A 13,002-nucleotide genomic window follows, 5' to 3' on the forward strand; every position below is an offset into this window, starting at 1 on the left:
GAAAGCGCCTCACGTTTAGCGCCAGTTCAAGCTGGCGCTGCCATGATGGCAGACTAGAACCGCCGCTTTTATCGTTATGGAAAACCTGGGTATGTCATCACTGAAACTCCCCTCCCGCCGTCTGGCGTTGATCGCCGCCATCGTTTTCATCGCCGTCGCCGTCGCGCTGGCCATTTTTTGGCAACGCCCGCCTCAGCAGGATTACGTTACCGCGCCGGCCCGCCTGGGCGATATCGAAAACGCCGTGCTGGCCACCGGGCGGCTGGATGCCATCGAACGCGTCAACGTCGGCGCCCGCGTCTCCGGCGAAGTCAAATCGCTGAAGGTCAAGCTGGGCGATCGCGTCACTAAAGGGCAACCGATCGCCGACATCGACGATCTGCAACAGCGCAACGATCTGCGCAACGCCGAGGCAGCGCTGAACGTAGTCAAAGCCAATATGTTAGCCAAACAGGCCTTGCTGAAACAGGCGGAGTCGCGTTTTAAACGCCAGCGCCGCATGCTGAACGACGAAGCCAGTTCGCGGGAAGACTTCGAGACCGCCGAAGCCTCGCTCGCCACCACTCGCGCCGATCTGCAGGCGCTCAATGCGCAGTTGGTGCAATCGCAGATCGAAGTCGAAAAGAAAAAAATCGATCTGGGCTATACCCGCGTGGTTGCGCCGATGGACGGCATTGTTATCGCCGTGGTCACGCAGCAGGGACAAACGGTCAACTCCAGCCAAAGTGCACCGACCATCGTCAAGCTGGCGCGGCTGGATATGATGACCATCAAGGCGCAGATCTCCGAAGCCGACATCACCCGCATTTCGCCGGGACAAAAGGCGTACTTCACTATTTTCTCCGATCCGGATAAGCGGTACGACGCCACGCTACGCACCATCGAGCTGGCACCGGAATCGGTGATGAAAGACGACTCGCTCGCCGGGACCAGCTCTGCTTCCGGCTCCGGCACCTCGAACGCCTCGGTCTATTACAACGCGCTGCTGGACGTGCCCAACCCGGAAAACCGCCTGCGCATCGCCATGACCGCGCAGGTGTCCTTGCTGCTCGGCGACGCGAAGAACACCCTACTGGTGCCGATCCAGGCGGTGCATAAAATCGATGGCCAAGAGCAGCAGGTGCAGGTGCTGACCCAAGACCAGCGGCTGGAAACGCGCAAAGTGACCACCGGCATCACCAACAACGTCGACATTCAGATCCTCAGCGGCCTGAAAGCCGGTGAAACCGTGGTGCTGTCGCAGCCCGCCGCCAAATCGGCTGAGGATGGCATCTTCCTGTGAACGCGATCATCGAACTAAAAGGCATCAGCCGAACCTACACCAACGGCGGCCAGGCGCTGACGGTATTGAAAGACATCGATCTGACCATCGCCGCCGGCGAGCTGGTGGCGATCATCGGCGCCTCCGGTTCCGGCAAATCGACGCTGATGAACATCATGGGCTGCCTCGACGTGCCGGATCGCGGCGATTACTACATCAGCGGCCAGAACGCCGCCCACCTGTCGCCGGACGAACTGGCCCGCCTGCGCCGCGAGCATATCGGCTTTATTTTCCAGCGTTACCACCTGATGCCCGATCTCAGCGCGCTGGGCAATGTCGAAATCCCGGCTATCTACGCCAACGCCCGGCGCGATCAGCGGCGGCAGCGGGCGGCGCAATTGCTGGCGCGGTTGGGGCTTGAGGGACGCGAAGACCACAAACCCGGCCAGCTTTCCGGCGGCCAGCAGCAGCGCGTCAGCATCGCCCGTTCGCTGATCAACGGCGGTGAGATCATCCTGGCGGACGAACCGACCGGCGCGCTGGACACCCAATCCGGCCAGGAAGTGCTGGCGATCCTGAGCGAACTGAATCAGCGCGGCCACACCGTGGTGATCGTCACCCACGATATGAAAGTGGCGCAACATGCGCAGCGCGTCATCGAACTGCAAGATGGCAAGATCATCGCTGACAGTGGCCGCAAGTCGGCGCCCGGCGCATCGCTGCCGCCGCCGAACCGCAGCCGGCAAAGCGGCTGGCAACGCCTGATCGACCGCACTCGCGAATCGCTGCACATGGCGTTGAAGGCGATGAACGCTCATCGTCTGCGCACCGCGCTGACCATGACCGGCATCATCTTCGGCATCGCCGCCGTGGTCACGGTAGTGGCGCTGGGCGAAGGCGCCAAACAGCGCACGCTGGAAAACCTCAAAGATCTCGGCACGAATGTGGTAAGCATCTATCCGGGCCGCGATTTCTTCGACGACGCCATCGACAGCATCCGCACCCTGGTGCCGGCCGATGCCGACGCGCTGGCACAGCAAAGCTTCGTCGACAGCGTCAGCCCGGAAGTAGACGCCTCCGACAGCATCCGTTTTCGCAGCAAGTCCGCCACTGCCTCGATCACCGGCGTCGGGCGCGACTATTTCCGCGTTAACGGCGTCGAGCTGTTACAAGGCGTGACTTTCCGCGACGATCGTAATGCGCTGCAGGAAGTGATCATCGACGACAATGCGCGCCAGGCGCTATTCGGCGATTTCGGCGTCGAGCCGCTCGGCCAGATCGTGTTTCTCGGCTCGGTGCCGGCCCGGGTGATCGGTGTGGCTAAAAGCAATCGCAATTACGCGCCCAATCGCATCACTGTATGGATGCCCTACAGCACTGTCATGTATCGCATGGTAGGCAAACCGACGCTTAGCGGCATCACCGTTCGCCTAAAGGACAATGTCGCCAGCGAATCGGCCGTCACCGCTATCACACAGCTGTTGACCCAGCGCCACGGCGTAAAAGATTTCCGTTTGTACAACTTCGATAAAATCCGAAAGTCCATCGAACGCACGTCAATGACTTTTAGCCTGCTGATCCTGATGGTGGCATCAATCGCGCTGGTGATCGGCAGCCTGGGGGTGATGAACATCATGCTGGTCTCGGTGACCGAACGCACCCACGAAATCGGCGTGCGCATGGCGGTCGGCGCGCGGCGCAGCGACATCATGCAACAGTTCATGATAGAGGCGGTGCTGGTCTGTCTGATCGGCGGCGCATTGGGCATCGCGCTGTCGTTCGCCGCCGGGTCGCTGTTCACCTCGCTGGCGGGCGGTATGTTCACCGCCATCTATTCCTGGCAAGCTGCCGCGACGGCGTTTTTCTGTTCAACTTTAATCGGCATGATCTTCGGTTATCTCCCCGCCCGTAAAGCGGCAAGGATGGATCCGGTCGTTTCATTGGCCAGCGAGTAACCCATGAAAATTTTATCTCCCCTGGCGCTAAGCCTCGTCGCCTTGCTCACCGCCGGCTGCGGCAACGCCCTGAAAAGCGACTACCGGGCGCCGCAGGTCAACTATCCGACGAGCTGGCAGCACGACGCCCACAACGCCGCGCCCACGCCGTTCGACTGGCGCGATTTCCACGATCCTGAGCTCGATCGCTGGCTGCAACAGGTGATGGCGAGCAATAACGATCTGGCCGCCGCCGTACTGCGCGTTTACCGCGCGCAGCTCGAGGCGGAACGCGTCGGCATCAGCACCGCGCCCGGCATCAGCGCCTCATTAGGCAGCGGTATCAATCGCCCGCTGTCCGAGTCCTCCGCGTGGAATAAAACCAGCAACGCGTCGCTCACCACCAGCTATGAAGTCGATCTGTGGGGCAAGCTGGCGCGCCAGCGCGACGCCGCCGAGTGGAGCAGCCAGGCTTCCGTGCAGGATCTGCAGGCGGCGCGCCTGAAACTGTTGGCCGACGCCGCCACCAACTACTGGCGCATCGGTTTTCTCAATCAACAAATCAGCGTCAGCCAGGCGAGCATCGCCTATGCCAAAACGACGCTGCGGCTGGCCAACGCCCGTTATCAGGCCGGCAGCATCTCGGCGCTGGACGTAGTGAACGCGGAACAAAACTTGCTGGCGCAGGAACGCAGCCTGCTGGCGTTACAACACGATCGTCAACAGGCGCTGAACGAGCAGGCGGTGCTGCTGGGCGCGCCATCAGGCCAGGCCACCATCGCGCCCGTGCGCCTGCCGACGACGGCGATGCCGCAGATCAACACCGGCATTCCCGCTAGCGTCCTGAGCCGTCGCCCGGATCTCAGCGCTCAAGAGCTGCGGTTGCGCGCCGCCCTGGCCAACGTCGATGAAAAACGTCTGCAATACTATCCTGCGTTCAGCCTGACCGGTTCACTGGGCGCCAGCAGCGGCGCGCTGCTGGAATTCCTGCGCAACCCGACGGGCAGCCTCGGCGCCGGCCTGACGCTGCCGTTCCTGCAGTGGCGGCAAATGGGCGTGGAGATCAAGATCGCCCGCAACGATTATGAACAGCAAGTTCTGGCCTTCAAGCAGGCGCTGTACAAAGCGATGGGCGATGTGAACAACGCGCTGTCACTGCGCACGCAGCTGCTGGCGCAGGAGACGCAGTTGCGCGCCTCATTAGCGTTGGCGCGTAAATCGGAACGGCTGAACGAGGTGCGTTACCGACAGGGCGCCGTCACCATTACCGACTGGCTGAATGCTCAGGAACAACGCCGTCAGGCGGAACTGTCGGTGGATGAAAACCGCTTCGCGCAGTACCAGAATCTGGCGAAAATCTATCTCGAATTCGGCGGTTCATCGGTACCTTAATCCAAACTGCCTGGCCAGTGGGTCAGGCGTTTTTTTGACGGCAAACACATCAATTTTTCCTGTTTTATCTCCCGTACTCTCTATACTTAAAACATGACCAATTAGACGAAAAATCGTCAAATCGCACATTTATTAGACCATTCTCGCACCAAATCGGTGCAAACACTTAAGTTAAACTGCTGGATTTGATCGCCGCAAGATATAACGTTAAGCTATAGATGCAAAATAATTAGTCACCTAAATGACATAACCTCGGCATAAACGACGGTATTTTGTGATCCACATCCCAACTTAAATGTGGATAATGAATCGTCTTGAACCGCGATTCGATTAGCCGATTTGATAACTCGAAAACAACAGTGAACGGAGATTACGCTTTCACGAACAACGAATAATTCATTAAGGGATGATTATATGAAGTTAAGAAAAAAACGACATAAACCGATGCACATTAACGACATCACCATCATCGATGACAGCAAACTCAAGAAGGCGATCACCGCGGCGGCCCTGGGTAACGCGATGGAGTGGTTCGACTTCGGCGTATACGGCTTTGTCGCCTATGCGCTTGGCCAGGTCTTCTTCCCCGGCGCCTCTCCCGGCGTGCAAATGATCGCCGCACTGGCAACCTTCTCCGTGCCCTTCCTGGTGCGTCCACTCGGCGGTCTGTTCTTTGGTGCCATGGGCGATAAGTTCGGTCGCCAGAAGGTTCTCTCGGTCACCATTATCATTATGGCGGTCAGCACCTTCTGTATCGGCCTGATCCCGTCCTATGCATCGATCGGCATCTGGGCCCCGATCCTGCTGCTGCTGGCCAAACTGGCGCAGGGCTTCTCCGTCGGCGGTGAATATTCCGGTGCGGCGATCTTCGTCGCCGAATACTCGCCGGACCGCAAACGCGGCTTTATGGGTAGCTGGCTGGACTTCGGCTCCATCGCCGGCTTTGTGATGGGCGCAGGCGTAGTGGTGCTGATCTCCAGCATCGTCGGCGAAGCCAACTTCCTCGACTGGGGCTGGCGTATCCCGTTCTTCATCGCCGCGCCGCTCGGCCTGATCGGCCTCTACCTGCGCCATGCGCTGGAAGAAACCCCGGCGTTCCAGCAGCACGTGGACAAGATGGAGAAAGAGGATCGCAACGCCATCGAAAATCCGCCAAAGACCTCGTTCAAAGAGATCGCGGCCAAACACTGGAAAAGTTTGCTGGTGTGTGTCGGTATCGTGATTTCCACCAACGTGACCTATTACATGCTGCTGACTTATATGCCGAGCTACCTCTCGCATAACCTGCACTACTCGGAAGATCACGGCGTTCTGATCATCATCGCCATCATGATCGGCATGCTGTTCGTGCAGCCGGTGATCGGCCTGACCAGTGACCGCATCGGCCGTAAGCCGTTCATTATCGGTGGCAGCATCGGCCTGTTGGCGTTGGCGATCCCGTGCTTCATTCTGATCAACAGCAACGTCATCGGCCTGATTTTCGTCGGCCTGCTGGTGCTGGCGGTGCTGCTCAACTCCTTCACCGGGGTGATGGCCTCCATCCTGCCGGCGATGTTCCCGACGCACATCCGTTACAGCGCGCTGGCGATTTCGTTCAACATTTCGGTACTGATCGCCGGTGCGACGCCGACCGTTGCCGCCTGGCTGGTGGAAGCGACCGGCAACCTGTACATGCCGGCCTACTACCTGATGGTCGTTGCGGTGATCGGTCTTATCACCGGTCTGTACATGAAAGAAACCGCCAACAAGCCGCTGCGCGGCGCGACGCCGGCCGCCTCTGACCGCTCCGAGGCAAAAGAGCTGCTGCAGGAAACCTACGACAACATCGAACAGAAAGTCGAGGACATCAACGCGCAGATCGCCGAACTGGAAAAGAAAAAACAGATCCTGATCGACCAGCACCCCAAACTGGACTGATTCGCTCTGACAAGCAAAAAACCACCCATCCGGGTGGTTTTTTTTGCCTGGCGTGCAGAGAGTGGTAACTTGACCCGGCGGATGCCGAAGGAGAGATGAATGAATCAGTTTCAGGAGATGGCGACCTATATCGCCGTGGTCGAGGCCGCCAACATCAGCGCCGCCGCCCGCCGCTTGGGCACCACCAAGTCGGTGGTCAGCAGACGCATCCAGCAGTTGGAGACGCGCCTTGGGACTGTGCTGTTCGAACGCGGGAAAACGCTTGGGCTGACCGACGCCGGCCACCTGTTCTATCAGCGCGCCGTTCTCATATTAAGCGAAGTGAGTGATGCCGAAGAGTCGGTGCGAACACTGCACGGCCAACTGCAGGGCCCGCTGCGGTTAACCGCGCCGATGGCGTTCAGCATCCGCTATCTGGCACCGCTGTTATCCACCTTTATGGCACAGTACCCGAGCCTCAATCTGGACGTGGAGTACAGCGATCGCCTGGCCAATCTGAATCAGGAGAATTTCGATGTCGCCATCCGTATCGGCCCCTTGGCGGATTCCGACCTGATCGCGCAGCGCATCTGCGCCAACCGCCATTTGATTTGCGCCAGCCCAGCCTATCTTGCCCAGAAAGGCACGCCGATGCACCCGCAACACCTGCAACAGCACCAGGGGTTGCTGTATATTCAGCGCGAACCGACCGGCATGCTGCAGCTCCCCATCGAGGGCGAAATCCGGTCGTTTCGTATCGGTAAACGGCTGCGCACCGATAACGCTTTTCACCTGTTGGCGGCGGCTAAAGCCGGTTTGGGCCTCGCCATCCTGCCCGCATTTATCGCCGCCGACGCGATACGCGCGGGGGAACTGCGCATTGTGTTGGCCGCCTATTCACCCGACGGCGGCGACATTTCCGCCGTCTATCGCCGTTCAAAACGCGCATCCCCCAAGATCAAGGCGCTGGTGGACTTTCTGAGTGAACACATTGGCCATACGCCCAGTTGGGAAACCGCACTCTCCTCTTTCCTGACGTCAACCTGAAAGGTTCGCAGAACGCGAACCCGAGGTTCGAATTTCGCCTGCTTGTTGCTTGTGCTTCAGGGTTTTAGTCTGCAGAACACACACTTTCTGCCCGCTCTGGAGACTCTGCCATGAAAGACTTATCACGCCGTCAGCTGATATCAAAAACGCTTGTCGCTTCAGCCGCCGCCACGCTCGGCGCTTCCACATCGGTTTCCGCATTATCGGCGCAATCACAACCGGCCCAACGGACCAGAGAGACATCCCCTACTTTCGACGTAGTCATCGTCGGCGGCGGTTCCGCCGGCGCGGTGATGGCGGCTCGCCTCAGCGAAAACCCTGCGCGCCGGGTCCTGCTGTTAGAAGCCGGGCACAGTTACGCGCCCTACGATTATCCGCGCCTCATCGCGGACAGCGACGTCCTCGGCGCCAATGGCAACCCGGAGTTCGAATGGGGATACCGGACAGAACCCGGCTATGTCAGCCACGCGATCGGCGCTATCCGCGGTAAAGTCTTGGGTGGCAGTTCAGGCGTCAACGGTGCCATGGCGATCCGCGCCCGTCCGGAAGATTTCAACCGCTGGGATCTGCCGGGATGGGGCTATCAGGACCTGCTGCCCGCCTTCAAAAAACTGGAGACTCGTCATGGCCTGCACGACCGCGCAATCCATGGCGATAGCGGCCCTTTTCCCGTCGTGCAACTCACATTGGATGACATCACGCCAATGCAACGCGCTTTCGTCGCCGCCACGCGCGCCAACGGCTATGACGCGATTGACGATTTTGATGGCCCTTCAGCCAATGGCGTCGGCCCCTACCCGATGAATATCGTCAACGGCGTACGCGTTAACACCGGCATGGCCTATCTGGATGAGAAAACCCGCGCCAGAGACAATCTTACCCTCCGTGCAGATACGCTGGTCGACCGCGTGATATTTGACGGGCAGCACGCGATCGGCGTCCGCCTGGCCAGCGGCGAAGAAATCCATGCCGCTGAAGTGATCCTGAGCGCGGGAACCTACGGTAGCGCCGCCGTTTTGATGCGATCCGGCATCGCGCCTGCGCAACAGTCGAAGCGTCTGGGGATCCCCGTCGTCGCCGATCTCCCCGTCGGCGAAAACCTGGTCGATCACCCCTTTTATTACAATGCCTACGCCGCCCGCCCCGATGTCATCGGCAGCCAATCGCCGGTTATCGGTGCCAAGCTGTGGACCCACAGCAGCCAGGCGGAACCGGGAGAGCTCGATCTGCACATTACCGCGACGCATCTGTTTCCTCATGACCAAAGCCCTACCGGCGTCGGTTTTGTCTTGGCGGTGGCGCTGACTCGGCCACAATCCACCGGACGAGTCTGGCTGGAAAGCCGCGATCCAGCGGCAGCCCCTCACATTGACCTTAACTTCCTGGCGCAAGAGAGCGACCGCGTTCGCTTGCTGGAGGGGGTTAAACTGGCGCGAAAAATAGGGCAAACCGCTCCGCTGTCTACGCTTATCCACAGCGAGCTTGCGCCCGCTGCAGACAGCGACGAGGCCATTCTTGCCTCGATGGTGGCGACGTTGGATACCTATCATCACCCGACCTCTTCCGCGCCGATGGGAAATGCCGGCGAACCGAAGGCGGTCGTTGACCTTCAGGGCCGCGTACACGGCGTATACGGGCTTCGGGTCGTCGACGCATCCATCTTCCCCGACGTTCCCTCCGTCGCCACTAATGTGACGACGATCGCCACCGCCGAGCATATCGCCCGACACTACGCCTGACCGTTTGGCGGCAAGATAGGCTGTTGAAACCCGGCCGGTCATCCTGATGGCCGGCCTTCGCCATTCCGCAGCGGCACAATCGAAATAACGGCGGCACATTTTATCCTGCCGGGAAACGATGTTACCCTCGTGGCCACCGTCACCTCTGCAAAACATTCTCATGGGAAAAATGGATCTTCCCGTCATCATCGGCATCCTGGTTATGCTAACCCTATGGCTCGGCGCGCTCTTCAACATCGGCGATCTCAGCCTCACCATTTCGCGCCTGTTTCACTGGTTCGAAAGCCAACGTGGATAACCTGGGTTCGCGATAACGCAGGCAGCGAGCAAACATCGGCTATGATTGAAAGACGTTACGTCATTTTCCGAGACTGTCGCGCGCGATAAAGAGGACCGCATCATGACCGACTATGGATTCTACAATCAAATCCTGACCCGGCTGGCCGCCAATCACCCCGGCACGCTGGATGAGAAAACCTACGAACTGTGGAAGCAGGACGCCACCAGCCCGCACGCCTTCGCCGATCCCTTCGCCTATCTCAAAACCAAGGGGCTGATACAGGCCTATGTGATGAGCGACATCGACGAGAACAACTATGATATCGACCCGCATCAAACGCGGATCACCGCCGCCGGCCTTGAATTCATTCGCAACGGCGGGTTTAAATAAGGGGGATACGCGCCAACAAAAAACCGCCAGACGGCGGTTTTTTTACTCTAAAAGCATCCGGACCGGCTCAGGCGGGGAAAGGCCGATAAAAAATGCGCAGCACTTCGTTATCACCCTGGCGTAAAAAACCGCCTTCCGGCTGCCAGCGCAGATCGCGCGCCAGATTGAGATTTTCCCAGCCGACCGCGCCCCCCACGCCGATGCAAAGATTTTTATTGCCTGCGGCAAATCCCGCACCGGTACCGATCATGGCATGCAGCAAACGGGGCGCAGCCGCGTCGCGCAGGGAGAATATGCCGATAAAACATCCCTGCGGCGCGCGCAGCATATCGGCCATAGTGCGGATCTCGGTATCATCCGGGCTAACGAAATGTTTGTATTGCTTATCGAACACCGTCTGCCACAACTGCTTGTATTTCGCCTTGCTGAGCGCGCCAGAACGGTGAGCACAAAGCACCACCGCATCCCAGCACATCTCCCCGCTGAGCGAAAGATACTCTTCCGTATCGGTTTGCGGCTTATCGGCGTAATGCCGTGCAAATTCGGCCGCATTCAAATGCGGCGGCACGGCCTGTTTGGCAACGTCACTCTTGTAGCGCTTGAAATTCAACCAATGCATGGGGACTGTCCTCTTCACCCTCTAGATTAATGAACCTGAAGCCGTGGATGAGACGAGCCATCAAATCCAGAGCGTCGTCGGCGATGGCGGTTTCGTCGTCATTCAGCCCCTGTTCCACCGAGCGCTCAATCGCGTTCATCACCGCCGGAGCGCTGGTTTCTTCCCCCTGCGCCACCACGCCTAATACGGCTTTGCCGATCGCCAGACAAAGCTCATGATCAAACTCAACCTCTTTATACGGCTGCATAACCACCCCGATAAATTTTTACCCAAGAATACTAGACCACAATGGCGTATCGCGCCTGTCATCGTAGCGCAGCAAGGTATGCAGCCGAAGAGAAATGCATCAGGCCCCGGGTTGATAGCCCGAAGCCCGATAAAGGCAGGTTATTGCGGGGCTTGATCGGTAGGACGAATGATAAAACACGTGGCGGTTGCCGAGGCCAGCAGCTTCCCTTCCGCCGTTTTGAGCGTGCCTTCGGCGAAAGCGACATTTTTCGACGCATAGACCAGACGCCCCTCGGCGATCAGATCACTCTCCTTTGGCACCGGGCGCAACATTTTAACCTGCAGATCGACGGTGCCATAACCAATCCCTGCGCCCAGCGTACTGTGCACCGCGCAACCGGTCACCGAGTCCAATACCGTAGCGGCGAAACCGCCATGTACGCCCCCCAACGGATTCAGATGGCGCCCGTCTGCTCGCGCCACAATACGGATATACCCCTCTTCAACCGCGTCCGGTTTCATGGGCACCGTTTCAGCGATTGAAGCCGGTGGAATTTTGCCGGCCATCGCAGCCTGTAATAACGCCAACCCCGTCATTTTTGTCGGATCCATTGTTCTCTCCTCTGGTGGTGAACCGGTTATATAGAAGAGGTCTGACCTCTTGACTTGCTTTTTCGTGCTGATGTCGTCAGCCGCCTGCTCTTCAGATTCTCTGAACGTGACCGCCATCACTCTTTAGAGTTAATAACCACAGTTTTTTAGTGCCTTTAGATTTAAAACAACTTTCTGCTGTAAACGCCGCCGGAAACTGAACGCAGTTAAGTTCAACATTATTAAGGCGTATCTATCATGGATTTCTTTCTGCAATTAGCGGTTATATTGGCATGCTTGCTGTATGGGGCACGTAAGGGCGGCATTGCGCTGGGGTTACTGGGCGGTATCGGTTTGATGATCCTGGTGTTCGGCTTTCACCTGCAGCCCGGCAAACCGCCGGTAGACGTGATGTTGGTGATCATCGCGGTGGTGGCGGCCTCCGCCACCCTGCAGGCCTCAGGCGGGTTGGACGTCATGCTGCAGATCGCCGAGCGGATGCTGCGGCGCAACCCGCGTTATGTCTCGATCATCGCACCGTTCGTCACCTGCATTCTCACGATCCTGTGTGGCACCGGCCATGTGGTCTACACCATCTTGCCAATCATCTATGACGTGGCGATCAAAAATAACATCCGCCCGGAACGGCCGATGGCGGCCAGCTCGATCGGCGCGCAGATGGGCATTATCGCCAGCCCAGTCTCAGTGGCGGTCGTTTCACTGGTGGCGATGCTCAGTAGCTACACCTTCAATGGCCGCCATCTGGAATTCCTCGATCTGCTGTCTATCACCATACCTTCCACCCTGTGCGGCATTCTGGCGATCGGCATCTTCAGTTGGTTCCGCGGCAAAGACCTGGACAAAGATCCCGAGTTCCAGAAATTCATCTCGGTGCCGGAGAACCATCGCTACGTCTATGGCGACGCCGCCACCCTGCTGGACCGGGTATTACCGCGCAGCAACTGGATCGCCATGTGGATTTTCCTCGCCACTATCGCCCTGGTGGCGGTGCTGGGAGCCTTTTCCGACCTGCGGCCCAGCTTCGGTGGCAAGCCGCTCTCCATGGTCCTGGTGATCCAGATGTGTATGCTGATGGCCGGGGCGCTGATCGTCATCATTACCCGCACCAACCCGGCGTCTATCTCTAAAAACGAGGTGTTCCGTTCCGGCATGATCGCCATCGTGGCGGTGTATGGCGTCGCCTGGATGGCGGAAACCATGTTCGGCGCGCACCTGGCGCAGATAGAAGCCACGCTGGGCGTGCTGGTGAAAGAGTACCCTTGGGCCTATGCGCTGATCCTGCTGCTGGTGTCGAAATTCGTCAATTCGCAGGCCGCCGCACTGGCGGCGTTGGTGCCGGTGGCGTTGGCAATCGGCGTCAACCCGGCCTATATCGTCGCTTCGGCGCCGGCCTGCTATGGCTACTATATTTTGCCAACCTACCCCAGCGATCTGGCGGCGATCCAGTTCGACCGCTCCGGCACCACCCGCATCGGCCGCTTCGTGATCAACCACAGCTTTATTCTGCCCGGCCTGATCGGCGTCAGCGTCTCCTGCGTCTTCGGTTGGATCCTCGCCGCGGCGTTCGGTTTCTTATGAGTTGTACTTCGGAGCCCTGCGGGGCT

12 protein-coding genes are annotated in these 13,002 nt (G+C 58.9%); 9 read left to right on the plus strand and 3 right to left on the minus strand.

The features are described 5' to 3' along the window. The first annotated feature begins 76 nt into the window (after positions 1–76). From ACJ8IL_RS17585 to ACJ8IL_RS17620, 8 genes are all read left to right on the plus strand, one after another. The gene (locus tag ACJ8IL_RS17585) at positions 77–1,282 is read left to right on the plus strand and encodes an efflux RND transporter periplasmic adaptor subunit (protein WP_080271250.1); all 1,206 of its coding nucleotides are present in this window, start codon (positions 77–79) and stop codon (positions 1,280–1,282) included. Further along, a complete protein-coding gene (locus tag ACJ8IL_RS17590) occupies positions 1,279–3,216 on the plus strand; it encodes a MacB family efflux pump subunit (protein ID WP_043141772.1) in 1,938 nt (645 codons plus the stop codon). The genes ACJ8IL_RS17585 and ACJ8IL_RS17590 overlap by 4 nt, the downstream gene beginning before the upstream one ends. A gap of 3 nt (positions 3,217–3,219) precedes the next feature. Beyond that, positions 3,220–4,587, plus strand: a complete 1,368-nt coding sequence (locus tag ACJ8IL_RS17595; RefSeq protein ID WP_038629170.1) for a TolC family protein — start codon at positions 3,220–3,222, stop codon at positions 4,585–4,587. A gap of 414 nt (positions 4,588–5,001) precedes the next feature. After that, positions 5,002–6,504 (plus strand): glycine betaine/L-proline transporter ProP, encoded by a 1,503-nt coding sequence (gene proP / locus ACJ8IL_RS17600; RefSeq protein WP_025302375.1) that lies wholly within the window; start codon positions 5,002–5,004, stop codon positions 6,502–6,504. A 99-nt stretch (positions 6,505–6,603) separates the two neighbouring features. Next, complete coding sequence (locus ACJ8IL_RS17605; RefSeq protein ID WP_025302374.1) at positions 6,604–7,530, plus strand: LysR family transcriptional regulator; 927 nt, start codon at positions 6,604–6,606, stop codon at positions 7,528–7,530. 110 nt (positions 7,531–7,640) lie between these two features. Continuing rightward, a complete protein-coding gene (locus tag ACJ8IL_RS17610; protein ID WP_442516703.1) occupies positions 7,641–9,269 on the plus strand; it encodes a GMC family oxidoreductase in 1,629 nt (542 codons plus the stop codon). Positions 9,270–9,438: 169 nt separating this feature from the next. Beyond that, positions 9,439–9,567, plus strand: a complete 129-nt coding sequence (locus ACJ8IL_RS17615; RefSeq protein ID WP_256376329.1) for a hypothetical protein — start codon at positions 9,439–9,441, stop codon at positions 9,565–9,567. Positions 9,568–9,669: 102 nt separating this feature from the next. Next, a complete protein-coding gene (locus ACJ8IL_RS17620; RefSeq protein ID WP_025302371.1) occupies positions 9,670–9,939 on the plus strand; it encodes a hypothetical protein in 270 nt (89 codons plus the stop codon). Between the two features lie 67 nt (positions 9,940–10,006). On the opposite strand, the gene ACJ8IL_RS17625 is transcribed toward ACJ8IL_RS17620, so the two are convergent. The 3 genes from ACJ8IL_RS17625 to ACJ8IL_RS17635 form a co-directional block, all read right to left on the minus strand. After that, positions 10,007–10,558, minus strand: coding sequence for a hypothetical protein (locus ACJ8IL_RS17625; RefSeq protein WP_025302370.1), 552 nt, complete (start codon positions 10,556–10,558; stop codon positions 10,007–10,009). Beyond that, positions 10,524–10,805, minus strand: coding sequence for a hypothetical protein (locus ACJ8IL_RS17630; protein WP_197780642.1), 282 nt, complete (start codon positions 10,803–10,805; stop codon positions 10,524–10,526). The genes ACJ8IL_RS17625 and ACJ8IL_RS17630 overlap by 35 nt, the downstream gene beginning before the upstream one ends. Before the next feature lie 140 nt (positions 10,806–10,945). Continuing rightward, complete coding sequence (locus ACJ8IL_RS17635) at positions 10,946–11,515, minus strand: PaaI family thioesterase (RefSeq protein WP_442516704.1); 570 nt, start codon at positions 11,513–11,515, stop codon at positions 10,946–10,948. A gap of 120 nt (positions 11,516–11,635) precedes the next feature. Between ACJ8IL_RS17635 and ACJ8IL_RS17640 the strand changes: the two genes are divergently transcribed. Further along, the gene (locus tag ACJ8IL_RS17640) at positions 11,636–12,976 is read left to right on the plus strand and encodes an anaerobic C4-dicarboxylate transporter (RefSeq protein ID WP_025302367.1); all 1,341 of its coding nucleotides are present in this window, start codon (positions 11,636–11,638) and stop codon (positions 12,974–12,976) included. Positions 12,977–13,002 lie beyond the last annotated feature (26 nt).

It is taken from the genome of Serratia sp. CY47444 (assembly GCF_052168635.1).
In the GTDB taxonomy this organism is placed as follows: domain Bacteria; phylum Pseudomonadota; class Gammaproteobacteria; order Enterobacterales; family Enterobacteriaceae; genus Serratia; species Serratia bockelmannii.